This window comes from Arthrobacter globiformis (assembly GCF_030818015.1).
GTDB lineage: Bacteria > Actinomycetota > Actinomycetes > Actinomycetales > Micrococcaceae > Arthrobacter > Arthrobacter globiformis_C.
This window is the reverse complement of sequence record NZ_JAUSZX010000001.1, coordinates 1321117-1346116: the sequence shown is the minus strand read 5'-3', so window position 1 is coordinate 1346116 and position 25000 is coordinate 1321117. Positions and strand designations below refer to the sequence as shown.

At 64.7% G+C, this 25000-nt stretch carries 17 protein-coding genes; 4 read left to right on the top strand and 13 right to left on the bottom strand.

Translation table 11 applies throughout. The features are described from left to right. Nucleotides 1-118: 118 nt before the first annotated feature. Nucleotides 119-1642 (bottom strand): carboxylesterase family protein, encoded by a 1524-nt coding sequence (locus tag QFZ23_RS06230; protein WP_306921345.1) that lies wholly within the window; start codon nt 1640-1642, stop codon nt 119-121. After that, complete coding sequence (locus QFZ23_RS06225; RefSeq protein WP_306921343.1) at nt 1639-3630, bottom strand: flavin-containing monooxygenase; 1992 nt, start codon at nt 3628-3630, stop codon at nt 1639-1641. The genes QFZ23_RS06230 and QFZ23_RS06225 overlap by 4 nt, the downstream gene beginning before the upstream one ends. Nucleotides 3631-3770: 140 nt before the next feature. Between QFZ23_RS06225 and QFZ23_RS06220 the strand changes: the two genes are divergently transcribed. Then, nucleotides 3771-4484: a GntR family transcriptional regulator gene (locus QFZ23_RS06220; RefSeq protein ID WP_306921341.1), complete on the top strand. Its 714-nt coding sequence runs from the start codon at nt 3771-3773 to the stop codon at nt 4482-4484. A gap of 122 nt (nt 4485-4606) precedes the next feature. Here QFZ23_RS06220 and QFZ23_RS06215 read toward each other — a convergent pair whose 3' ends face one another. From QFZ23_RS06215 to QFZ23_RS06195, 5 genes are all read right to left on the bottom strand, one after another. Then, nucleotides 4607-5413, bottom strand: coding sequence for an ABC transporter ATP-binding protein (locus tag QFZ23_RS06215; protein ID WP_306921339.1), 807 nt, complete (start codon nt 5411-5413; stop codon nt 4607-4609). A 35-nt stretch (nt 5414-5448) separates the two neighbouring features. Continuing rightward, the gene (locus tag QFZ23_RS06210; protein ID WP_306921338.1) at nt 5449-6318 is read right to left on the bottom strand and encodes an ABC transporter permease; all 870 of its coding nucleotides are present in this window, start codon (nt 6316-6318) and stop codon (nt 5449-5451) included. Continuing rightward, nucleotides 6311-7090 carry an ABC transporter permease gene (locus tag QFZ23_RS06205; protein ID WP_306921336.1) on the bottom strand — a complete coding sequence of 260 codons (780 nt, stop codon included), beginning with the start codon at nt 7088-7090 and terminating at the stop codon, nt 6311-6313. The genes QFZ23_RS06210 and QFZ23_RS06205 overlap by 8 nt, the downstream gene beginning before the upstream one ends. Nucleotides 7091-7128: 38 nt before the next feature. After that, nucleotides 7129-8139 (bottom strand): ABC transporter substrate-binding protein, encoded by a 1011-nt coding sequence (locus QFZ23_RS06200; RefSeq protein ID WP_306921334.1) that lies wholly within the window; start codon nt 8137-8139, stop codon nt 7129-7131. A 112-nt stretch (nt 8140-8251) separates the two neighbouring features. Beyond that, on the bottom strand, nt 8252-9844 hold the full coding sequence (locus QFZ23_RS06195; RefSeq protein ID WP_306921332.1) for an FAD-binding oxidoreductase: 1593 nt from the start codon (nt 9842-9844) through the stop codon (nt 8252-8254). A gap of 147 nt (nt 9845-9991) precedes the next feature. Between QFZ23_RS06195 and QFZ23_RS06190 the strand changes: the two genes are divergently transcribed. Continuing rightward, the gene (locus tag QFZ23_RS06190) at nt 9992-10927 is read left to right on the top strand and encodes a LysR family transcriptional regulator (protein WP_306921331.1); all 936 of its coding nucleotides are present in this window, start codon (nt 9992-9994) and stop codon (nt 10925-10927) included. 23 nt (nt 10928-10950) lie between these two features. Here the strand turns inward: QFZ23_RS06190 and QFZ23_RS06185 are convergent, their stop codons facing one another. The 3 genes from QFZ23_RS06185 to QFZ23_RS06175 form a co-directional block, all read right to left on the bottom strand. After that, the gene (locus QFZ23_RS06185) at nt 10951-12258 is read right to left on the bottom strand and encodes an NtaA/DmoA family FMN-dependent monooxygenase (RefSeq protein ID WP_306921329.1); all 1308 of its coding nucleotides are present in this window, start codon (nt 12256-12258) and stop codon (nt 10951-10953) included. A gap of 179 nt (nt 12259-12437) precedes the next feature. Further along, the gene (locus QFZ23_RS06180; protein WP_306921328.1) at nt 12438-13802 is read right to left on the bottom strand and encodes an MFS transporter; all 1365 of its coding nucleotides are present in this window, start codon (nt 13800-13802) and stop codon (nt 12438-12440) included. A 189-nt stretch (nt 13803-13991) separates the two neighbouring features. After that, on the bottom strand, nt 13992-14885 hold the full coding sequence (locus QFZ23_RS06175; protein WP_306921326.1) for a VOC family protein: 894 nt from the start codon (nt 14883-14885) through the stop codon (nt 13992-13994). 197 nt (nt 14886-15082) lie between these two features. Between QFZ23_RS06175 and QFZ23_RS06170 the strand changes: the two genes are divergently transcribed. After that, on the top strand, nt 15083-16159 hold the full coding sequence (locus QFZ23_RS06170) for a hypothetical protein (RefSeq protein WP_306921324.1): 1077 nt from the start codon (nt 15083-15085) through the stop codon (nt 16157-16159). A 4-nt stretch (nt 16160-16163) separates the two neighbouring features. Here QFZ23_RS06170 and QFZ23_RS06165 read toward each other — a convergent pair whose 3' ends face one another. Together QFZ23_RS06165 and QFZ23_RS06160 are read right to left on the bottom strand one after the other, a co-directional pair. After that, a complete protein-coding gene (locus tag QFZ23_RS06165; protein ID WP_306921322.1) occupies nt 16164-16961 on the bottom strand; it encodes a DUF2182 domain-containing protein in 798 nt (265 codons plus the stop codon). Continuing rightward, the gene (locus QFZ23_RS06160; RefSeq protein ID WP_306921319.1) at nt 16939-17556 is read right to left on the bottom strand and encodes a DUF1326 domain-containing protein; all 618 of its coding nucleotides are present in this window, start codon (nt 17554-17556) and stop codon (nt 16939-16941) included. Before QFZ23_RS06160 ends, QFZ23_RS06165 begins: the two co-directional genes overlap by 23 nt. A gap of 436 nt (nt 17557-17992) precedes the next feature. Between QFZ23_RS06160 and QFZ23_RS06155 the strand changes: the two genes are divergently transcribed. Further along, nucleotides 17993-23908, top strand: coding sequence for an Ig-like domain-containing protein (locus QFZ23_RS06155; protein WP_306921317.1), 5916 nt, complete (start codon nt 17993-17995; stop codon nt 23906-23908). A 79-nt stretch (nt 23909-23987) separates the two neighbouring features. On the opposite strand, the gene mmuM is transcribed toward QFZ23_RS06155, so the two are convergent. Then, complete coding sequence (mmuM, locus tag QFZ23_RS06150; RefSeq protein WP_306921315.1) at nt 23988-24947, bottom strand: homocysteine S-methyltransferase; 960 nt, start codon at nt 24945-24947, stop codon at nt 23988-23990. Nucleotides 24948-25000: the final 53 nt, after the last annotated feature.

The window sequence follows — 25000 nt, the reverse complement described above, 5'->3', positions numbered from 1 at the left end:
CCGGTCCGCTACATTTTGTACTGAAAATATATTCTTGTTCGATTTTATATAACCGCTGCAGCTTTGGCAATGGTCCGCGGCCGCTCACGGTTCGGGCATGGCACGGGGCTGGCTGCGGCTAGCGCCGTGCGCGAAGTTCCGGTTCGGGGGCGCCCGGCACTACCCCGCCGGCGGTCACGGCGTGCAGCCGCGGGCGTTCCGCAGTGAACCTGTCCAGCGGTTCGCCACTGGACGTACGTGGCCGGCCGTCCGCCACGAAGCTGAGCAGCAACGGCCGCAGCTGTGCGGAGACCGCTTCAAAGGCGTCCTCCGGAAAGCCTCGGAGCATCGGGGCGTCCTGCCAGTTGCCCCTGTTTCCGAAGAGGAACGGCAGTTCGAAGCAGTGCGGGCTGCCGGCCCCGTCCAGCGTGCTGGGTACCGAGAACCGGAGCAGGGTGGATGCCACCCCGGCAGCGTCGGCCAGCCCGGCCAGTTCAGTCGCGGCAAGGCGGAACTGGTGCAGGCTCATGGCCTCCACGAGCTTTGTGTGCGGCATCGCGCCGGGCAGCCGCGCGTCCAGGAAATCCAGGACTTCGCCCGCTTCCTCGAAGTGCGCAGCCACGAAACCCGTGAGCTGCTCCGGAAGCACGGCAGCCACCGGCACGGCGTGCAGGAAGGCCGCGGCCTCGTTGTCCGTACTGCTCAGCAGCAAAGAATCCACATGCAGGGAGGAGGCAGCACGCCGGAAGTCCATGGCCCATTCCGGCACCAGTCCGCCATCCGCCGCGGGCACCAGCCCAAGTCCGCGCCCCGCATAGGCCTTGCCGACTGCTGCCTGGGCTTCAAGGATGGCCGGCACGGGCGCGGTGGCCAGCAGCCCGTCGTGGTCAGTGCCGGATCCTCCCCCGGTTCCGCCGCCGACGAGCGCACCATCCGCGAGCGCCCCCCGAAGGAGGCCGTTGAACAGTTCCCGGCGTGCCTCATAGGCAGCGGGGCTGAGCGGCGGCTGCCAGGGCAGGCTGAACAGCGCTGTCCGGCTAAAAAGTCCCTTCGCAGCGGGGGCAAGGCTCAGGACATAGGCGTACCAGGCCCCGGCCGAATGGCCGGCGAGGGTGACGGCCGCAGGGTCTCCCCCGAACGCGGCGATGTTCGCCGAAACCCACCTGAGCGCCTGCAGGATGTCCTGCGCACCGAGGTTGAGGGGCCCGCCGGGTCCGCCCAGTAGCGCCAGCGCGCCCAGCCGGTAACTGACGGTGACCACCACGGCGTTGCCCTCGGCGGCGAGCCGGGCGCCGTCGTACCAGCCCACGCTTCCTGCGCCACTGATGAAGGCTCCGCCGGGGAGGAAAACGAGGACGGGCAGGTCCTGGGCGCCCTCGGGTGCCCAGATGTCCAGCAGGAAGGAGTCCTCGTTCTGCGGCAGGCGGGAAAGTGCCGGGCCGATCAGCCAGTCCAGGGACCCCGGTGACTGTGGAAACACAGTGGGGCCGGCCTGCGCACGCCCTGGCGAGGGATCGCCCAGCGGCGAGAACCGGTCGGCAGCATCCAGCCGCTCACCGTAGCGGACCCCAGGAACGTGGACGACGCCGTCGGCCGTCTTTCCCAAGTACACCGAACCGCCGGTGGAGAAGGCCGGCCGGCCGGCGATGACGTTGGCGCTCATGCCAGCTGGTTGTAGTCGTCAAGGTTCACGGTGCGGGTGATGTTCCAGAAGTCCACAACCTTGTAGGGCCAGATCTGCGAGACGCGGCCGAACCTGTTCTTGTACCAGGTCTGCACCGAGGGATGGCCCCAGGCCTTGGTGGCACTGGCGGCATCCAGCTTTTCGATGAAGCCGTCCAGCACCTCCTGCTTGAGGTCCAGGCTCTTCAGGTCGTTTTCGACGATGATCCGGATGGCCTCGAGGATGTATTCAACGCCGTATTCGATCATGGAGTACAGGCTGCCGTTCACCACATGGCCCGTGTTGGGACCGGTGACCATGAACAGGTTGGGGAAGTTGGGAACCGTGATCCCGGCGAAGGCCTTGGCATCGCCGCCCCAGTATTCGTGCAGGTCCGTGCCCTTGCGGCCGGTAACCTGTAGCGGTTCTAGAAAGTCAGAGGCCTGGAACCCGGTGGCGTAGACGATGATGTCCACTTCGTGGAGCACGCCGTCCTTGGTGACGATACCCTCGGGGACCATGCGCTCGAGCCCCTCGGTGACCAGCGTCGTCTGCGGCTTCTTGAGCGATTCGGCCCACACGCCGTTGTCCCGGAGCATGCGCTTGCCGCCCACGATGTAGTTGGGCGTGACCTTGGCCAGCAGGTCGGGGCGGTCCTGGTACTGGCTGGCTAGCAGTTCCGTGAGTTCGCGGCGCACTTTCTCGTTCACGGCAGAGACGCTGCCCGGCCTGTTCCAGCCCGGCTCGGCGACGGCGGTGTGCTGGCGGCCCTCCACGCCCAGCCAGTGCTGCCAGAACCGCAGCCACTGCCCGTAGTGCGGGAGCTTCCGGACCAGCCACTGGACCGAATCCGGCATGTCGTCGTAGTAGCCCTTCGTCGGAAGCATCCACGGTGAGCTGCGCTGGAAGACCGTCAACGCGGAGACGTGGTCCACGATGGCCGGAACAATCTGGTAGGCGCTGGCGCCGGTTCCGATCACGGCTACCCGTTTGCCGGTCACGTCCACGCTGTTGTCCCACTCGGCCGAATGCATCTGAATACCGGCAAAGGATTCACGGCCTGCGACGTCCGGATACTTGGGACGGTCAAGCTGCCCGACGGCGGTAATCACAGCATTGAACCGGCGCGTCATGGGGCGGCCGCCGGCGTCGATGGTGTCAACGTTCCAGAGGCCCGCGGTTTCGTCGTAGTCCGCGGACGTGACCTCGGTGTTGAATTCGATGTTGTCCAGGATGCCGCCACGTTCGGCCACCTGGCGCGTGTACTCGAAGATTTCAGGACCCTGGGAAAACTGCTGCGGCCAGTCATCACGTTGGGCGAAGGAGAAGCTGTAGGCGTAGTTGGGCGTATCCAGCCGCACGCCGGGGTAGGTGTTCTTCCACCAGGTGCCGCCCACACTGTGGCCCTTCTCGAACACCGTGTAGGGCACTCCGGCCTGCTTCAGGCGGTAAGCGGCCGCCATGCCGGAGACGCCTGAGCCGATGACGGCAACGCTGAAGTCCCGGCCAACAGCGATGTCGCGGAAGTTCCACTTCGGCTTGCCGCCCTGGCCCTCGACCAGGGCCATGTCATGCATGAGCATCGGGTGGTACTCCGGGTTGGCTGCATTTGTGATCCACGTGAGGATGTCCTGCGCTTGCGCCTCGGTGAGTGTCCCAACGCCGGTCAGCTTCTCATCCCGAACCCGCTTCAGTGCCGCGAATGCCAACTCCCGCGCCTGCTGCTGCTGTTCGCCGCTCATGCCGCCATGGGGCATGCCCGTAATGTCGGCAGGGGGCTGCGGCGGACGGAGGTCGTCACGCAGCAGCGAGAAGTCCCGGGTGACGGCGGCCAGGGCGACCATGAGGGCCGGCAGGTCCGAGCCCACCACAATATTGCGGAGGAAGGCATCGTCTTCTGTGATGGCCTCGTACTGGTCGCGCCAGTACAGGTCATCCACCACCGCCTCCCCTGTGGCCTGGGCTGCTTCGGCGTTGGAGTTGGTCACGGCGGTTCTCCTTGTGATTGGGGGGATCTGCAGAGGACCAACGTGAGCCGGGTCTCTTCTGCGAGCTAGCTCTAGTCTATTAGCTGTTTTGCATAAGTCAACCAAGAAAATATTCTTTGGCGAACGCTACAATAATGCATATGGCGAAAAGTACCGATTCTGAGACGCTGAGCAAGCACATCCGGGATTCCCTGCGCGATGACATCCTGTCCGGCCGGTGGGCCCCTGGAGAGAAGCTGCAGCTCTCGGTGCTTTCAAAGCACTACCAGACCAGCAGCACCGTGATCCGTGAGGCCCTCACCAGGCTGGTGGGTGATCGCCTGGTGCTTCTCAAACCGAACCGGGGCTTCTTCGTGCCCACACTCTCCCTCTCCGAACTCAAGGACATCAACGAGCTCCGGTGCCGGTCAGAGGAATTCGGAATCGGGCTGGCCATCGAGCGCGGGGACCTCGCGTGGGAATCTGAGCTCATCGCCGCTCACCACACCCTGGAGCGGACCCCTTACCGGGAATCCACCAGCAACGCCCAGCTGACGGAAGCCTGGAACCGTGCCCACCAGGCGTTCCATGCCAAGCTGCTGGAGGCCTGCGGGGTGCCCGTCCTGATCGATCTTTGCTCCACCCTGTCCGATCTCTCCCAGCTGTACGGCCGCTGGGCCGGCACTGCCACCCGGTTCACCAAACGGGATATTGCCCAGGAGCACCGGGACATCCTCGCCGCTGCCTTGCAGCGCGATGCTAAACGCGCCTCCCGCCTCATCCGGGAACACTACGAAATAACGCTCAATGCCATCCTGAAGTCCGGCATTGACGACGGCGCGGGACAGCACGGCAAGGCTCCAGCAAACGTCTGATCTGCTTAACGCAAAGCCCGCCGGGAACCTCAGCGAGGTTCCCGGCGGGCTTGTTTGTGCAACTGCAGCGCCGGCAGCAGGATGACCCGCGGAACAGTTCGCTGGCCTGCGTGACTGGCTGGTCAGTGGTTGCGGAGGCGGTGCAGGATGCGCGCCCGTGCCTCTGCGAAGCGCGGATCCGCTTTGGTTTCCACCTGATCGCGGTGGTCCCCAAAACCTGTCTCGATCACGTCCACCACGGTCGCCGGCTTTTCCGCGAGCACGATGACCTTGTCAGCGAGGTACAGGGCCTCGTCGATGTCATGGGTCACCAGGATGATAGTCACGCCCAGATTGGACTGAAGGTCGATCACGAGGTCCTCAAGATCAAACCGGGTCTGCGCGTCCACGGAGGCAAAGGGCTCGTCCATGAGCAGGACCTTGGCGTTGTAGGCCAGCGCCCTGGCGATCGCGACGCGCTGCTGCATGCCGCCGGACATCTCCCAGGGATATTTGTGTCCCTGCCCGGCCAGCCCCACCGCGGCCAGGTTCGTGGCGGCCGTTTCGTTCCGCTCCTTCTTGCCGACTCCGCGGCCCTGGAGCGGGAACGCGACGTTTTCCAGCGTGGTCATCCACGGCATCAGGGACCGGCTGTAGTCCTGGAACACCACGGCAAGGTCCCGGTGCGGGCCGCTGATGGCCTCCCCGCCCACGCTCACCGTGCCGCCTTTGGGCCTGATGAGACCGGACAGGACCCGGAGCAGGGTCGTTTTGCCAACGCCGGATGGCCCCACGATCGAAACGAACTCGCCGTCGTTGACCTCCAGGTTCAGGTCGTCGAGAATCTTGTTCTCGGCGTCACCAAAGCCGTAACTCATGGTCAATCCTTGGACTTCGAGCAGCGGCGCCGTCGCTGCCTGCTCATGCTCGGGTACTGCCTGAACGGCCATGGTGGCTCCTTCTTTCAGATGTTGGATCGTCGGTGTCATTTCGCGCCCGATTTGAAGTACCAGCTCAGGATCCTGCGTTCGAAGACGATGAACAGCAGCGAGAGGATGTAGCCGACGACGCCGACCAGCAGTGCGCCGGCCCAGGTTTCGGGTACCTGGAACGTGGCGGATGAATTGAGGATGTAGAAGCCCAGGCCCTTGTTGGCAGCAAACAGCTCGCTGACCACCATGACGGTGATGCCAATAGGCAGGGCTACGCGGATGCCGGCAACGATCTGTGGAAGGGCTGCCGGCAGTACCACCCGGCGGAAATGCAGGCCCGCAGGGATGCGGTAGACCTTGGAAAACTTCCGGATGGTCGGCTCCACGCTGAGAACGCCGTCGATGGTGTTCAGCAGCACAGGCCACATGCAGGCGAAGGCGATGGTGTAGATCTTGGGCCCTTGCCCGATGCCGAACGCGCCGATGATGAGGGGCACCAGCGCGGCCTGCGGCACCGAACGGAAAAAGTGGATGACTGGATCAACAATTTCCCGCAGCCTCCGAGTCTCACCGAGAACCAGCCCACCAGCGATGCCCACCACAACTGCTAGCAGGAGTCCCGCGCCGAGGTTGGTCAGGCTGTAGCTTGCCCCGGATCCAATGACTCCGTTGGCGAGGTCCCGGCGCAGGCTGAGCAGGATGTCCTCAAGGGACGGAATGAAGATGTTGGTGCTGTTGGCGGAAGCGGTCCACCAGATGGCGAAGACCACGGCGATCAGCCAGGTTCTCTGCAGGACGTTCAGGAGTGCCTTGACGACGCGGCTGCGTTCGCGGAGCCCGGCGGGCTGCCGCGCACTCCGTGTCTTCGGCGTATCCGCGCCCGCCGTGGTCCTTGGGGGTGTGCGCAGTGCTGTGTCAGTCATTGGTCTGCCTGTTCCACGTGAGGATCTTGCCTTCGGCCAGATTCAGGAGGCCGGCGATGCCCCAGCCCACCACGCCGGCGAAGAAGAGGTAGGCGAACGCCTGATCCCATCGCTGCGCCTGCTGGGCCAGGGTGATTTGCCGTCCAAGACCCGGCGCCTGGCTGAGCACTTCGACACCCACCGACACCAGGATGGCGATCGAGGCGGAGATCCGGACACCGGTAGAGATGAACGGGGTGGCGCTGGGAAGCAGGATCCGGCGGAACCAGAGCAGCCTGGGAATCTGGAACGTCCGCGCGGTGTCCACCACCGCCGCGTCCATTCGCCGTGCTCCGTAAATCGTCTGCACCAGCACGGGCCAGAGGCAGGAAAGCGAGACGACAAAGATTTCCATCTGTGCGGTGGCTCCAAGCAGCATGATGACAACCGGCATCAGTGCCAGGACCGGGAAGGACCGGCCGAAGTCTATGAGGATGGATGTGGAACGGTCCAGTATTGGGACTGAGCCGATCACCAGGCCCAGCACCGTGCCCACACTAACGGCGATCAGCCAGCCGCTGACGGCAGCGGTCATGGTCTGCGCCAGCGACGTCCAGAAAAGGGTGGAAGTGAATGCATGCGCAATGGCTGTTGCTATTGCGGGCACCCCTGGAGTCATGGAGGGCAGCGATCCGCTCCAGATCACCAATTGCCACACCATGAGGAGTACGGCGACTGCCAGCAGCCGCTGGCTGGTCAGCCCCACATCAAGTGCTCGTATTTGTGTCTTCATCTTCGTCTCCCAGTCAGGTCTCTTGGCCGGCCCGGCTGCTATTTCGAAAAGCGCGGGGCGCCGGTCCAGAGCATGCCCTCCGCAGTCAGTGGGTTCTTTACGAATCCAAGTTCCACCATCGCGTCAATGCCTGCCTGTCCGGACCTGAGGTTGATGGCGGTGTTGACCGGAACGTAGGCTTTAGGGTTGATCTTGGCGGCGTCAACCTGCTTGACCCGGGCTGAGATTTTCACGATGGCGGCAGAGTTGGCCGGATCCGAGTAGAACTTGGCCGCCTTTTCCATGGCTTCGTTGAATTTCTTGGCCGTGCCCGGATTGCTCTTGAGCCAGGGTTCGGTTGCGGCCCAGACAGTCACCGGCATGTTGCCCTGGAATTCGCGGACCGGGCTGGCAATGCTCTTGAACCCGGCATCGACAAGCTGGTGGTAGTAGCTGTCCGCGACGAATGCTGCGTCCACAGTGCCTTGCTCGAGGGCGGCCTGCATCCCGGGGTAGGGTACGGCGATTTCCGTCAGGGATTTCGGGTCGATCCCTGCCGCCCTTGCGGCCTGGAGCATCGGGATATCTCCGCCGGTGTTTACGCCGTTGACGGCGATGTTCTTGCCCTTCAGGTCAGCCACCGTCTTGATAGGGCTGTTCTTAGGGATGACGATGCCGGAGTTATCCGCTTTCGGGTCAACCACGCCGTTTCCGGAGATGATTCTGACAGGCATTCCCTTCGCGGTGGCGGTGGTCATGACACCCCACGACGCCGTGGTGATGTCCGCCTGTCCACTGACGGTCTGCGCCAGGTTCGCAGAAGGATCAGCACCGGGAATGATCTCCACGTTCAGGCCGGCTTCTTTGAAGTAGCCCTGCTCCTCAGCGACGTAGGCCGTCTCGAAGTGGATGGGTGCCACCACAACCTTGATGGCGGACGTGCCACCCGACTCGCTGCCCGCGGCCGCCTCGCTGGGAGATCCGCAGGCCGCTAGCGAGAGCAGGCCAAATCCGGCAACAGCCGGCACCAGAGCCTGCTTGAACCGGGAGTAAAACGTGGGCTTTTCCATCGGGAGTCTCCTCATTGAGAATGCATAATGTTCTAAAAATATATCTTCATAAACAGATTGTGGCAAGGTTCACAGAAAACATAACCAGTGGGGAGCTGCTTCCGTGTGGGCGCTACCGCGGCACAGCCGACGCTGCGACGCCGTCCGGCGCCTTCGCCCCCACCTCCCGGTACCGCCGCGGCCAGACCCCCTGCTTTCCGGGCGAGAGGATGCCGTTGGGATCCAGTGCGTCCTTCAGCGTCTCCTGGAGCCGGCGGACGGCGTTGTTGTTGTAGTCAAAACCGTCGGCGATTACGTCCATGTAGTCGACATGGCTTCGGTAAGGCGCGTAACCACGGGTGCGGGCAGCCGCCAGCAATGCTGAGTAGAGGGCCCGTGCGCGCGCCAGCTGCTCCGCGTTGTCGTTTTCGAAGAAGATCATGGTCACGTGCACCATGTGGCGCGGGTAAAGGTGGTAGCCGATGTACAGGTCGAAGCCGAACCGGCGGTACAGTTCCTTGGCTTCCCGGTAGAACGCCCACACTTCCTCCCCGCGGGCGGGAATGATGGGGGCTGCGTCGATATGCCCGCCGTTTTCCGCCGCCCACGCCACCGTGGACAGCGGCTTGAGCGTGGGCACGCCGGCCATCTGGGTGCGGTCCAGATCGGCAATGTCGGCATAGGCCACCTGCGCGCCTTCAGCACCTTCGTAGAGCCGGGCCTTGACGGTGAACCCTTCAAGGCCGGCGAAGCGCTCCCGAATGATTTCAAGCCGGCGCTGGGCGAGCCCTTTATCGCCATAGATTGCGAACTTGGCGTTCCACTGGCCGATGCCCATCTCCTGCCGCATTTCTTCCAGACGCTCGTCCGGAATGGACCCCTCCCCCTCATACCAGCGTGACCGCGGCCCGTTCATTGTGGCCGCCCGCACCACGTTGCCGCAGAGGGCATTGTTCTGGATCACGTCCTCGCGCCGGAGTTGGGTCAGGATATCCACCAGCTTGGGCATGTCCTCTTCCCGTTCCACCACAACATCGCCATTGACGTACACGTCCGGCCAGGGCATCAGCCAGAGCCCGATCTTGGTGACTATGCCGAGATTGGACTGGGTGAAGAGACCGTCCAGGGTGGGGCCGAAGCCGCCTTTGAAGATGGGCCCGAGTTCCGTTCCCTCCATGCCCCACATTCCCGTGCGGACCAGCTCACCGTCCGGCAGAACCACCTCCATGCCGCAAATGGACTGCACGTGGTCCCCCATCGGCGTCATGCCATAACCGCGGTCCAGCGCATTTCCCAGGATGGATCCCCACCCGAGGGCAGGAACGGACATCCACAGCTTCAGTCCCTTTTCCTGAATGTGCTCGAAGAGGTCAAAGAAGCTGACCCCGGGCTCGATGACGGCGTAGTTGAGGTGGTCATTCACCTCGATGATCCTGTTGAGACGGCTCAGGTCGAGCGCCACCATCCCCCGTGTGCGCGGTTCCGGTCCCCCGTAGCCCAGGTTCTTGCCCTTGGAGAAGGACCACAGCGGGACGCCGGCGCGGTTGGCAAGCCGGACGACGGCCTGGACCTCCTCCACGTTCGCGGGACGCACTCCCGGCCACTTCGCGCGTCCGGGATTCAGCGGATACGGGTCGATGTAGCCCTCTTTGGGCGTGGCCCGGACAACATTCTCGGCACCGACAATGGCTTCTGCGTGGTCAAGGAATCTGGCTTGCGAGTCCAACTGGGTTCACGTCACTTTCGAAAAGGATGCCGCTGCTGCGGCGGTAACTGTGGCGCCGTCTCGGGAGCCGTTTCTTTCATGATGGCAAGCGGAGATGCTCAAGTAAATCGTCTATTTCCGCACATGGTTGTCAGTAGAATTGACAAGATGAATATCACGTTGAACCCTTCGATCACCCTGCGCCAGGTCCTGCATTTTGTGGTGGCGGCCGAAACCGGAACCATGAGCGAGGCGGCGCGCCGGCTGCACATGGCGCCGTCGGCCATTTCCATGTCCATCGCGGAACTCGAGCGGATTGTCGGGGCGCAGCTGTGCATCAAGCGCAAGTCGAAGGGGCTCACCCTGACGTCGACGGGCATCGTTGTGTTCCGTCAGGCGCGCCAGTTGCTTGATCTCGCGGACGAGATCGCGTCGCTTTCCAAAAGGGACAGGACGGACATCCGCGGGCCACTGACCGTCGGTTGCTTCATGCCTCTGGCGCCCACCATCATTCCCCCGATGCTCGCCGACTTTGCGAGCCAGTGCCCGCACGTGGAGGTGGACTTCATCGAGGGGTACCACGAGGATCTTCAGGAGCGCCTGCTCAATGGTTCCATCGACGCCGCCTTCGTCTACGACATGGATGTTTCTCCTGCCCTCAAGACGGCGCCGCTGCTGTCGGTGGAGCCTTACATCCTGCTTCCGAAGGACCATGCCCTGCGCGAAGCGGAGGTGGTTTCGCTTCGGGACGTGGCTGCCAGTCCGCTGATTTTCTTCGACGCCCCGCCCATTTCCACCCGCATCCTGGAAATGTACCGCGACGCCGGGCTGACGCCGGACATCCGGCACCGCTCACGCAGCTACGCAACGGTCCGGTCCCTGGTGGCGAGCGGCCGTGGCGTCGCTGTGCTCTTCCAGCAGCCCATGCTGGACGCGCCGTATGAAGAGCTGAAGGTTGTCCTCAAGCGGGTTGCGGAGCCGCGTGCCCATACCCGCGCCCAGGCCACCGTTTCGCTGGCCTGGACGCGGAGCATGCGGCTTAACGCCCGCGCCCAGGCGTGGGTGAACGTCGCCGTCGAACGGTTTGGCGCGGCCGGGTCTTAAGCCGAGCCGTTCTGAGCTGGGCGCTACGCTGTCGGGCGTGAGAGCCCCAGGTTGTCACGCAGCGTGGTGCCCTCATACTCGGAGCGGAAGTAGCCGCGGTCCTGGAGCTCCGGGACCAGCTTGTCGCAGATGAGTTTAAAACCGCCCGGGTTGAAGGGGGCATTGAGGTTGAAGCCGTCGCAGGCCTGCGACTCGAACCAGTCGACCATGCGGTCAGCCACCTGGGAGGGAGTCCCGGCCATCCACTGGTGTCCAGTGGAACGCGCCAGGTCCACGATCAGCTCGCGCAGCGTCATGCCCATTTCCACGCTCTTCCTGCGGTAGATCTGGTAACGGCTGCCCAGCCTGGGATCGTCGGAAAACCACTCGGCCGGGATCGACTCGTCGAACTCCAGTTCGGAAAGGTCCATCTTGAGGTCAGCACCCACCTGCTTGCGGCCGTTGCCCAGGTGCACGTAGCCGGCCAGCTCGTTGGCCAGGTCCTGCGCTTCCTTCTCGGTGTCGCCCAGAATGGGCAGGATGCCCGGAATGATTTTGACGTCGTCGGGGTTTCGCCCCTTCTCTGCCACCATGTTCTTGAACTTGGTATAGAACTCTATGGATGGTTCCTTGAACGGCTGGGCCGTGTAGATTCCGTCGGCCACGGAGGAACCCAGGTCCATGCCTGGGCCCGAGGATCCTGCCTGGACAAGCACGGGCCGTCCCTGGGGCGAGCGCGGCATGTTGATGGGGCCTTCAACCTCAAAGAACTCGCCCTTGTGCCGGATGGCCTTCAGCTTGCTCCGGTCCACGTACTCACCGGAGGCCCTGTCAACGATGATGGCGTCATCGGACCAGCTATCCCAGAGCCGCTGCACAACGTCCACGAACTCGGTGGCCCGCCGGTAACGCACTGCCGGGTCGGGAACGTCCTCCACGCCGTAATTGCTAAAACCGTCCGACGACGTCACGATGTTCCAGCCGGCCCTGCCGTTGGACATGTGGTCCAGTCCGCATAGCTGGCGGGCCAGGTTGTAGGGCTCCGAGAATGAGGTGGACATGGTCCCGATCAGGCCGATGTTCTTCGTCCTGGCGGCCAGTGCTGCCAGCACGGTCATCGGCTCATAGAACCCGTTCATCTTGATGTCACCGCGCATGACCGTATTGGCGTGGACGATGTCGCCAAAGAAAACTGCGTCCAGCTTCGCGGCCTCGGCCATGGCGGTCAGGTCTGCCACGAAGTCCAGGTTGCCCAGCTCCTCGGCCCGGCTTCCCTCCATCCGCCAGCTGTCCTTGTGGTACCCCGCCGGCAGCATGAAGGTGGTGAGGACCATGTGATTCTTAGGCTTCATCGCCTGGTTCCTTTCGTGATGTGCGCCATCCGAGCGCTCGCTGCCTCCAGCATGGCAGGCATGCCTTGCAGCGTAAATGGAGAAGTTTCAGCGCAATAGATTCAATAAAACTGACAATGGTACGCAGAGGGCGATCCCGCTGAGGTGCAGGACAGCCAGGGATTACTAGCGCAGTACGCCTAGACGGCGTCGAGCCTGAGCCGTGAGCCCTCACGAGTCAAGCGCACTGCGCCAAGACCGGCCACCAGGATGACAATCCAGAACACCGCCACCATCCATACGCCGCCGCCGGCTGCGAGAACAAGGCCCGTAGCAATCATGGGGGTAAAGCCGGCTCCGATCATCGAGGCCCCCTGGTAGGACAGGGACGCCCCCGTGTAACGGACACCGGTGGGGAATTGTTCGGAGATGTAGGCGCCGATGGGTCCGGCGAGCGCACCCTGAACCAGTCCATTACCTACAACCACTGCCACAGCAAAGCCCCACAGTGTTCCGTTGGTGAGCAGCATTATCAGGGGGAAGGCAAGGAGAATGGCTGCCACGCCCGCGCCGGTGAGGACAGCGCGCCGGCCGATCCGGTCACTGAGTCGTGCTGAATAGAAGCAGACCGCCACCGTCACCACGGCGGCGACTCCCTTCCAGTTCAGGACACCGGAACGGTCCACGCCGCTTTCCACGGCCATCGAGACGCCCCATACAGTCAGCAGTCCCTGGCACGCATAGAATCCCAGCGTTGCCACGAGCGTGATCAGAACGACGCGCGGATGCCGGCGGAGTACCTCCATCAAAGGTAGGTGCTTGATTTTGGCGGCCTCGGCGTCGAGCTTCTGGAATACAGGCGTCTCCGCCACCCGAAGGCGGATGATCAGGCCGATCATGATCAGAAGGGCACTGAGCAGGAACGGAATACGCCAGCCCCAGACCAGGAATTGGTCCCCAGTCAGGGCGGAAACGGCGGAAACTGCGAGGGTGGCCAGCAGCCCGCCGGCCGGTCCGCCGGCGTTGGCGAAGGCTGCGGCGAGGCCGCGCTTTTTCGCCGGGGCGTGTTCCAGTGCCATCAACGTGGCGCCGCCCCACTCCCCGCCGACGGAAATGCCCTGGATGATGCGCAGGAGGACCAGCACAATCGGGGCCGCAGCACCTATCTGTGCCGTGGTGGGCAGGAGCCCGATCAGGACAGTGGCGCCGCCCATCAGGAGCATTGACAGCACCAGCATTTTCTTCCGGCCCAACCGGTCACCATAGTGGCCGAAAATGATGCCGCCCAGCGGCCGGGCGACGTATCCCGCCGCTAGCGTTGCGAAGGAGGCAAACAGGGAGAGGCCGGGACCGAGATTGGCAAAGAAAACGCGATCAAACACCAGGGACGCAGCCGTGGCGTAAAGGATGAAGTCGTAGTACTCGATGATGCTGCCGATGAGGCTGGAGCCTAGGATCCGGCGCATGTCCTTGGTGTTCAGGGAGTCAGCAGCGGGTGACTTCGTGCCCGACGGCAGGTCCACCGGCTTACGACTTCTTCCCTGGGCGGTTTTCGGGTTCAACATGATCTCTTTTCGAAAGCTGTGAGAGTTCGGTGACCGACAGCATTGGTGGTCACGTCCCGAAGCGACCCTTCATTCACTCTTGTAAGCATGACGCAGATCACAGGAGAAGAACAATCGATTAAGCATAACCGTGTCGAAAAAGTTTAATCGGCGCCGACGGGTCCGGGACATGGAAGTTTGCGACGTGCCTCAGCGGTGGAGGCTGCTGAGGGACCGGCGGTCAACGGGGGCGAGCCCGAACCTGCGGAAGTCCACGGGGCGGTATGCGCCCCACATGTTGTACCAGTTCTCGTCCTCGCCCCAAACGACTGGAGGACGGGCGTCGTCGTAGATCTGTTCCAGATCCGTGTAAAGCTCGACGACAGCCCCGGAGGTTTCCACGTAGTACGCGGCGATGTTGTGCCCGGCCCCGTGACGGACCGGGCCCCAGATCAGCTCCCGGCCCAATTTGTTCAGTCGGTCACCGAGCTTGCCGAGGTCCGCAATGCTTTGTGTCTGCCAGGCATGGTGGTGCAGGGTTCCTTCGCCGCGGACCAGGGCGATGCCGTGGTGATCAGGGTTGCAGCGCATGAAGTAGGCAAAGTCGTCGCCGATTACGTCGGAGAGGCGGAAGTCCAGTACGCGATGCAGGAACCGCATCATGCCGCCGACGTCCCGGGGGTGGAAGTTGACATGCCCGTAACGGTCGGGGCCGAAGGACTGCTGGAGAGCAGTGTCCTCCTGCATCCCGACATAGATTTCGAACACGAAACCTTCGGGCCCAATGAAGGAGAAGCCGTCCTCAATACCGACACCGCGAGGTTTGTTGCTGACGATAATGAAGTTTTCATCCTCCACGCGGCGCCGGATCTCGCGCAGCGCGTCGCCATTGGAGGCGACCAGGCCAAAGCCATCCACGCCGTTGACGTCGGATTCAACGTAGACGAGTTCGTGGTGGACATTGCCCGCAGCGAGGTACACGGCAGCTGAGGTCCGCTCCGTTTCGCGCAGTCCAAGGATCTGAGTTGCATCAAAAACCGACTTCCCGAGGTCCGTCGTCTGAATACTTACGTGGCCCATGGCGCTGATCAATCCCCAAGACATCCTTGTCTCCTACTCGTTACACGGCTCCTTCAGACCCGTCGATGCGGGCCTGCGACTAAGAAAACACTATCGTATTAAGAATCGATTATCTAGGGAAAAAACAAAACTGACGAAGTCCGTGACCACCCTTCCCTTGTTCCTGCCCAGCCACGGCAGTACCATCCCCTCACCGGAAGGCTCCGTGGAAGTGGGCAACGATGCTCGAAACTGCGCGCAACACCAGCACAGACAGCCGCCGCGACCTGGTCACCGAACTCCTGGGCCTGTGGCTGCTGCTTGCCGTGTTCCTGGACGGCTGGGCGCACCTGCACCTGCCCGGCCTGGAGACGTTCTTCACCCCCTGGCATGCCGCCCTCTATTCGGGCATGCTGGCGACGGCGGCGTGGACCGCCGCCGTGATCTGGCGCAACCGGACGCCCGGTCAGCCGCTCGCTCAGGCCGTTCCGCCCGGTTACCGCGGGACCGCCGTCGGCGTGGTCCTGTTCGCCGTCGCCGGCGGCCTGGACCTGCTGTGGCACGAGATTCTGGGCATTGAAGTCTCGCTGGATGCCCTTGTCAGCCCCACCCACCTGCTGCTCGGCTTCAGCCTCTTCCTCATCCTGGGCACCGCGGTCCGGAGCGCCCGCGCAGCCAGCCATGCCGGAAACTTTGCGTGGACCCCGGCGGCGCTGTTCGCCGTCGTTCTCATGACCGGGCTGGGAGCGTTCTTCCTCATCTACGTCTCCGCGTTCGTCCGGCTGGGACCGACGGCCCTATTCACCCCGATCCCGGTGGGCACGCCCGGCCGCATCCAGGCGGAACTGCCGGTGGTCATCACCCTGGCGAGCTACCTGCTGACCACCGCACTGATCATGGCGCCGTTCCTCTTCACGCTCTCGGCCGCCCGGCGCCCCGCCCGCGGGATCGTCACCCTCCTGGTCGCGGCGGCGGCCTGGCTGCCCGTGGTGATGATCGGGCTGCGCCCTACGTCGATCACCGGAGCCGCCGGGACTACGGTGGCCGCCGTCGTCGTCGACCTGCTGCTGACCCGGGTTCCGGAAACCTGGCTGGGCCGGGGGCTGCCAGCGGTCACGGGCGGAATCGCGGCGCTGCTGTGGACGGGCCAGCTCATGGCGTTCGCAGTGACGGACGCCATCCGCTGGCCGGTCTCGCTCTGGCTGGGCGCGGTGGTTCTCAGCGCTGCGATGGCCGCGGGCCTGGCCCTCCTCAGCTCCTGGGGTCCGGCGCGTCCGGTGCCGGACGCCAGCGGAGATGCCGCTAAAAGCGGACTATGAACACCTACATCGTCATTCCTGGCGCCGCGCCGGGCACCAGCACGATTCCCACCGCGATCAGCACCAGCGCGGCCGAGACCGAGCGGTTGGCCAGCCGCTTCCAGGGCAGCATCTTCTCCACGGCAATGAACGCGCCCACCAGCGCCATCCATCCGACGCTCATCACGCCCAGCGCAAACAGCGCCACCATGAGCGCCCAGCAGCAGCCCACACACCAGGCACCATGCTCCATTCCCATCCGGAGTGCCCCGCCGTACCCGGTCCGCATGCGGTGCAGGATGAAGTCCAATGGAGTCCGGCACTTGGTGAGGCAGACGTTCTTGGCCGGCGTCAACTGGTACACCGCAGCCGCCAGGATCACCCCGGCCGCGGCGTAGCGCCCTCCCGGCTCCGCGGCGAACGCCCCGGGAACCAGCTGTGCCGCCGCCTCGTAAAGTCCGTACGCCACCAGCCCGAACGCCGTCCATGAGAGGAGATACCCGGCTACGAACAGCGCGGTTGATCCGTGCGGGGCGTACCTCCCGGTTTCCCGACGCCGGCGGCTGATCTTGGCATAGGCCGTCACCATCGGCGCCACCGACGGAAACATCATGGCGGCCAACATCACCACCCACGTGGTGAGGAAGAAGTCCAGCGGCCCCGGGTCCGTCCAGCCTCCCATGTCCATCCCGCTCATCCGCTCGGCGGTGAACACCCAGCTCACCCCCGCGAGGATGAGCAGCACGGCAATCAGCCCGGCCTCGCGCGCATCGATGGCGCGCAGAGCGTGTTGCCGGGAGTCAGGCGCGGCCTTTGGGTCCACCTTCGGCCATCTCGCTGGCGAAGGTGAAGTCCGCCGTCTCGCCGTAGACCGCCTGGTAGTCGAGGCCGAACAGGTCCGAGCCGCCCGCGCCCTTGCCGATCCGGAACTCTGGCGCGAAGCCGAACATCGCGTTCTTCACGGTGGTGGCTCCCCCGCCGGGGCCGGGAAGGGGTTCAAACGCCACGTTAATGTGCCCTGTGACCGAGGCCGACGGCGTGTCCCCGTCGGAGAAGCTGATGCTTCCGCGCTCGACGCCGAGCCACTCGCCGTAGAGGGCGGCGAAGTCGGCGAACGGGCCGCCCTCGTCACCGTGGAGGATGCGCTCCAAGGCCGAGGCCTGGCCGTCGGAGATGCCCTCGTCGAGGACGATGCCTACCTTCCAGTTGCCCGAGGTCAGGTTGGACGGGAAGAGGTTGCAGAAGGCGAAGTCGACTCCCGCGAGATCGGTGTCATCAAGCCGGCCGCTGGCGATGTGGAAGACTGCCGACCCCCGGCATTCCCCGTTGGGCCCCGTGGGCGGGCTGTCCACCGGGCACGGACAAATCAGCTGGCAGTTGCAGTTCGCAACATATGTTCCGGACATTTCCCATGACATTGAGGACTCTCCTTGGTGGCGCCGTTGCCAGGCAGAAGCGGCGAGAGCGCGGCGCCTAAACTACTGGGAAACAAGGCGAAAGGGCCCTGATATCGCTGACGATACTCAGTGCCGAAGGCCTGTCAATAAGCTGTTGCTAGCCCTGTTCCAAGGACCAAAAACTGCATTGCAAACGTCCGCCACCCGCACCGTGCCGGGCGCCGTTGGCGCTAACGGGATCGGTCCCCGCTTCGCGCCGCCCTCCGCCCGCGTATATTAGCTTGGGGCTAAAGATGAAACTGGGGGACAAATGCGGCTTCGCTCATGGGCGCGCGCAAAACAACGGGTGCTTGCTTCCGCAACAACGTTTTCGGCAGTCGGACTGCTTCTTGTAGCGGCAGTCGTGCACCCGGGGTTCAAAACGACGCACGTCGACCTCAACGATGGCGGTGTGTGGGTGACCAATAGCGGCATGAACCTGGTGGGCCACCTGAACTTCCAGTCGAAAACGCTCGACGGCGGCCTCATGGCGGCAAGTTCCGACTTCGACATCCTCCAACACAGCAGCAGTGTGCTCGTGTCGGACCGCGGCAACGCCTCCCTGGGCAGGGTCAAGGTTTCCGCCGTCACACTTGAACCGCCCCAGCAGCTCCCCGGAACCGCGGTCCCGGCGTTCGGGGAAAAAGCGGTGGCCCTGGCCGATCCGAGCTCGGGGCGCCTCTGGGTGACGCAGGGCAGCATGCTGGGCTCCATCGACTTCGATGCACAGGAACCCGTGGTGAGTGACGCCCGAGGAATCGTCGCGACCGTAGGAGTTGACGACGTCGTTCACGCCGCGGATCCGGCCCGCGGCGAGGTGACCTCCCTTCGCGTCAATGCGACCGGCGGAGTGGATTCCCGCACCACCGCACAATACGAGCAGATCCGCAACAAAGACAACGTCCAGCTCGCCGCCGTCGGGGACAAACCTGTTCTGTTCGACGCCGACGGCGGAACACTTCTTCTTCCCGGCGGCCGGGTGGTGCAGGTGCCCGATGCGGCGGGCGCCAAACTGCAGCAAAGCGGCCCCGCCGCGGACTTTGTGGCTGTCACCACCAAGAAGGCCCTGATCAAGCAGCCCCTGGACGGTTCGGCCGCGGCGGTGGTGGACCTTGGAACTTCCGGAACCCCTGCCACTCCCGTTTATCTCAATGGCTGCGTCTACGCCGCATGGGCCGGGGCAGGAAAATACCTCCGCGAATGCACGAACGCCGCAGATAGCAGCCGCGCTGACATTCCCGGCGCAAGCGCCCGGTCCAATCTGGTGTTCCGGGTGAACCGGGACATCGTGGTCCTCAACGACGTCACGTCCGGCAACGTCTGGCTGGTGACCGAGGACATGAGGCTCGTAGCCAACTGGGACGAGATCATTCCCCCGCCGGACAAGGTTGAGGACCAGGACGACCCTGCCGCAGATGACACCCCGGTGGACACCCTCCCGGACCGCACCAAGGAGAACCGGCCGCCCTCAGCCAAAGACGACCAGTTCGGCGTGCGCCCGGGCCGGACCACCCTCCTGCCGGTCCTGGACAACGACTCCGACCCCGACGGGGACGTCCTCACTGTCCAGCTCCAGGGCGACAGCCCCGCCGTCGGCAGCGTGCAGGCCGTCTACAACGGCACCGGCCTGCAGGTGAGGGTGCCGGCCGATGCGACCGGAACCTCACGGTTCCAGTACCAGGCCAGTGACGGACGCGGCGGGACCGCCACGGCCGCCGTCACCCTGACCGTGAAGGACCCCGCCAGCAACGAGCCGCCGAAGCAAAAACGGGTGCCCACGATCATCCTGGAGCAGGGCAAAAGCATCTCCCAGAACATCCTCACCGACTGGACAGACCCCGACGGCGACAACCTGCTGCTGCTGGGAGCCCGCCCCACCCGCGAAGGCGACCAGGTGCGGACCCGGGCGGACGGCCTTTTGACGTTCCAGGACGTGGGATCCGCCCTGGGCAGAAAGGAAGTTGCCATCACTGTCTCCGACGGACGGGACCAGGTGGACGGCACCGTGGTGGTGGACGTCCGTGCCAAGGGCGACCTTCCGCCGAAAGCCAACGCAGACCACGTGTCCGGAATCGCCGGCCAGGACATCCTGGTTTCTCCGTTGAAAAACGACAGCGACCCCACCGGCGAAGGTCTCCGGCTGACACGCGTGGCGGGCCCTCCGGAGCAGGAAATCACTCCCGACTACCAGACGGGGACCTTCACCTTCCGCGCGGTCAGACCCGGAACGTATTACGCCACCTATCTGGTGACCAACGGACCGGAAAGCTCCGAGGGGCTCGTACGGATCGACGTGAAAGCCGCCGGCGCCGAACGGGGCGACCCCGTCGCCGTCGCTGATTTGGCGCTGCTTCCGGTGGGCGGCGAAGTGCTGCTGGATGCGCTCGCCAACGACTCGGATCCAGCCGGGGGCGTCCTGGTCATCCAATCCCTTGGCCTTCCCCGGAACTCAGCCGTGGCCGTCGCCGTCGTGAATCATCAGATCCTGCGCATTACCGACGTCCGTGGCCTGGCTGCGCCCACTTCCCTGACGTACACCGTGTCCAACGGTGTGGCCAGTGCAACCGGAGAGGTAACCATCCTGCCCATTCCGGCTCCCGCAAAACTGCTGCCGCCCGTCGCGGCCCCGGACGAAATCACCGTCAGGGCCAACGACGTCGCCACCATCGCTGTTCTCGCCAACGACTCCCACCCCAATGGCGCCAAGCTGAAGCTCAAGCCGGTCCTCGTGCAGGGAATCGACTCCGCCCAGGGCCTCCTGGCCGTATCCGGGGACGTGCTGCGCTTCAAGGCAGGCGCAGCAGGAGGAACGGTGCACGCGATCTACGCCGTCACCGGCCCGGATGGGCAGGAAGACTCGGCGCAGGTAACCATCCACATCCGGGGAGCGGGCACCAACTCCAGGCCGCTCCCCCAGCACGTGACCGGCCGGGTGGTTGCCGGCAACACCACGAGGATCCCCATTCCCCTGGACGGCATTGATCCCGACGGCGACTCCGTCACCCTGGTGGGGCTGGAGCAGGCACCCCGCAAGGGAACAGCCGTGGTGGGTGCCAACTACGTGGAGTACAGGGCACCGGCGAACGCCTCCGGACAGGACACCTTCTCCTACGTGGTGGAGGACAGGTTCGGGGCGCGATCCACCGCGCGGGTGGCCGTAGGTATCGCACCCGCCCCCGGATCCAACCAGAGTCCCGTGGCCGTCGAGGACAGCATCACCGTTCTCCCGGGCCGCCACGTGGCAGTGGACGTGCTGGCCAATGACTCCGATCCCGACGGCGACAATGTCACCCTCGCAGCCAACCGGCTGGACGCTGCCCCGGAACTGAAGGCAGGGGTCATCGACGGGCGGGTGCAGCTCACCGCTCCGCCGGTGTCCGCGGGATCCACGACGGCGATCGTCCGGTACCAGGTCAGCGACGGCCGCGGCGGCACCGCCGTCGGAACCCTCAAAGTCCAGGTGCGCAGCGACGCTGCCACGCTGGCCCCCATCGCACGGGACGACCGCGTCACGTTTGCCGAGACCCTGGGCAAGACCGTCGTCGAAGTTCCCGTTCTAAAGAACGACGACGACCCGGACGGAGTGGCCGCCGAACTGAAGATCACCTTCCCGGAGGCCGCACCGACGGCCAGCATTTCCGCTCCCGGGAAGATCTCCGTACGGCTGGAAAGCCGGCCGCAGATCATTGCCTACACCGTCACGGACATCGATAGGCTCAGCTCAACGGCATTCATCCTGGTGCCCGGCCTCGAAGGGCAGGCGCCCGCGCTGCGGAGCACGGCGCCACTGCAAGTTGTCAGCGGCCAGCAACTGACCTTGAACCTGCGGGACCTGGTGGTGGTCCGTCCCGGCAAGAGCCCCCGCATCACCCAGGACTCCAAGGTCCAGGCGGTGGCATCCAACGGAGCGCCGCTGGTGAAGGACGCGACCACCGTTGTGTTCACATCCGCCGACGACTACACGGGCCCGGCAGCCGTCTCCCTCGAGGTCACCGACGGCGTGACCGTGGACGACCCCGAGGGGCGCAAGGCGGTACTGACCATCGGCATCACAGTCCTGCCCGACCCCGCCCGCAACCACCCTCCGGTTTTCCCGTCGAGCACCTTGGAAGCTGCGACGGGCGAGGAATCCACGCTGGACCTGCGCCAGGTGGCTTCCGACGTCGACGAGGCAGACAAGGACAAACTCACGTTCGCGCTGCAAGGGGCGCCGCCGGCCGGGGTCAAAGCCACCCTTGATGGCAGCGTCTTCAAAGCCACCGTTGACGGCGCGGCCAAAGGGAGCCGGCTGACTGTGCCTGTGACCGTCTCGGACGGGCGCAGCGCACCTGTTAAGGGTGCCGTGGACGTCCGCGTGGTCGCGTCGAAGCGTCCGCTTGCCGCAGCGAACGATGACGTCATCGCCAGCGCCCGCGCCGGGCAGTCCCAGCGGGTACAGGCCCTGGACAATGACATCAACCCGTTCCCGGAAACCCCGCTGAAAATCCTGAGCGCCACCGTCGAAACCGGGACGGGCACGGCAACGGTGGAAGGCGACACTGTGGCGGTGACGCCCGCCGAAAAGTTCGTGGGCACCATGGTGGTCCGCTACCGGGTCCAGGACAAGACGCGGGACGCGGAACGCGAAATTGACGGCCGCATCCGGCTCACCGTCAAGGACAAGCCGGATGCGCCGTCCACCCCGACGGTCGGGGAGGTGCGCGACCGCACCGTTGTCCTCAACTGGTCACCTCCCGCCAACAACGGAGCAGCCATCACCGGTTACAAGGTCAGCGGCAGCGGGGGGTTCTCGCAGCCGTGCTCCTCCACCACTTGCACGCTCACCGGCCTGACCAACGACGTTGAATACACCTTCACCGTGGTGGCCATGAACGAGGTGGGAGATTCGGCCCCGTCTCCTGCTTCCGCACCGGCCCGCCCGGATGCGAAACCTGATCCCCCGGCGGCACCCACCCTGGTTTCCGGCGACAAGTCGCTCACAGTGAACTGGGTACCTCCAAGGAGCCCCGGCTCACCGGTGCAGAGCTACAACCTGGAGATCTCCCCGGCGCCGCCGGCAGGAAACGTCAGGGCAAGCAGCGTCACCGGAACGTCCTACCGCTGGACGGGCCTGCAGAACGGGACGCCCTACCAGGTCAGGGTCCAGGCCTCGAACAAGGCACCGGACCCCTCGGAATGGAGCGCCTATTCCGCGAGCGGCATCCCGGCCGGCGTGCCGGGTGCCCCGGGCAAACCAGTCACCACCCGTTCCACCTCCGGCGGGTCGGAAACGATCATGATGGTGTCGTGGGCTCCTGCTGCGGACAACGGCGCCTCCATTGACACCTACACCGTTAATGCGGTCCGGGGAGGATCCGTAGTAGCCACCAACACTGTGTCCGGCAGCCAGCGGAGCGTGCCTGTCACCGTCGGCAACTCCGCCAGCGACTACACCTTCACCGTCATTGCCAAAAACAAGGCAGGTACTTCGGCGGCCAGCCCGCCGTCGGACCCCCGCCGGGCTTTCGGCACGCCAGGGGCGGTCCCCGGCGTCCGCGCCGACCCGCTCGACAACGCGGTGCAACTGTCCTTTGGCGAGGCTGCGGGCAACGGCGCGACCCCGAGCTACCAGTACCAGGTCAACGGAAGCAGCTTCCTGGCCGTGCCGCCGGACAAGGTCATCCGGACCGGTGTGCCCAACAACGGCAACTACACGATTGGGGTGCGCGCCGTGAACAGCATGGATGGTGCCACCTATGAGGGGCCGGTCACCAACTCCAGCCCGGTGGCGCCATACGGCAAGCCGCACGCCGCGAGCATTAACCCCGTGACCGTCACCACCACAGTGAGGTTCGACGTCGGAGCGGTGGTCAACAACGGCCGCCGCGTTGTGTCCCTGGAGTACCAGTCATCGGACGGGAAGTCGGGCACGCTGGGTGCCGGCGGCGGATCCGTCACCACCGGCAACGGCTATGACCAATCCATCTCCATCACGGTCACGACCGTGGACGACCTCGGCCAGAGGACCGCCGTCTCGGCAACCGGGCGGACGGCTCCGGCGAAGTACCTCGTGGTGGACAACGGCTCGGCGAGTCCCGGTACCTGCGAATGGCCCACAAACGGCACCTCCGCCCCGGACACGGCGCCGAACTGCGCCGCGGGCGGCGGAACGTTCGTGGCGCAGGGCACCCGGGTCCAGGTCCAGTGCGTGACCACCGGTGCCTCGTACACCATCTACGACGGAGCGACCGGCAAGCCCACCGGGACCACCGGCAACGTCTGGTACAAGGTGATCAACAACCTCTGGATCCGGCCGAGCGACGGACCCGTGGATTCGGGGGTGCCTGCCTGCTAAGGCAGCCAGGAGTATGAACCCTTCTTGAGGACCAGGGGCTGCCGTTGGCAGGCCTGGCCGTGGCGGGATGGAACCGCCGTCAGGGATTTCCCGTAAGCCTGGCCACGGCGGCGATGTCCTCGGGGCTCGTCCGGCAGCACCCGCCGATGAGCCGGGCACCAAGTTCACGCCAGACGGCGGTTCCTTCGGTCAAGCTTGCGGTGTGCTTACTGCCCGGTCCCTCGATGGCCGTGGCCGGCCCCCATGTTTTACTGACGGCGTCATAGATTTCGCCGGAATTTGGATACGCGATCAGGGGCATGTCCGTGGCTTTGCCCAGAGCACCCAGGGATGGGGCAACCAGCTCCAGCGGCACACAGTTCACGCCAATGGCCACAACGGACGGCTGCGCCCTGCCGAGCTTTGCTACCTGAGCCAGCGGCGTGCCGTCGCTGATGTGCCCTCCGTCCCGCAGCGTGAAGGAGAGCCAGCCTTCGACGTCGAACTCTTTCATGAGCGCCACCAGGGCCTCCGCCTCCGGCAGGGACGGCAGCGTCTCACAGGCAAGGAAGTCCGCGCCGGCGTCCACCAGCGCGGCAATCCGCGGCCGGTGGAACTCCAGGAACTCCTTCCGGCTGAGGAAGTAGTCTCCCCGGTATTCCGATCCGTCAGCGAGGTAAGCGCCGTAGGGACCGACCGATCCTGCAACCAGCAGGGGGCCCGCACCGGGGTTTTCGGCCAGATGCTCGCGGCGCGCCTCGTCAGCCAGGCGCACACTCAATGCCACCAGTTCCAGGGCCTCTTCTTCGCCAATGCCGCGACGCGCAAATCCCTGGGGTGTTGCCTGATAGCTCGCCGTGATCGCCACCGCGGCTCCGGCGCGGAAGTAATCGCGGTGAACACTTTTGACGAGCTGCGGCTGTTCCACGAGGACTTTGGCCGACCACAAGGGGTCGTCAAGATCGCAGCCGTGCGCTTCCAGCTCCGTGGCAAGTGCGCCGTCCACGGTCAGGTTCGCTCCGGCATCAAGCATGCGGGAGAGCTTGGTATTACTGGGCATTGTTCGGGCTCCAAGCGGTTCGTTCGTCCATGCCTGTCGGGCACGAGGTGCCG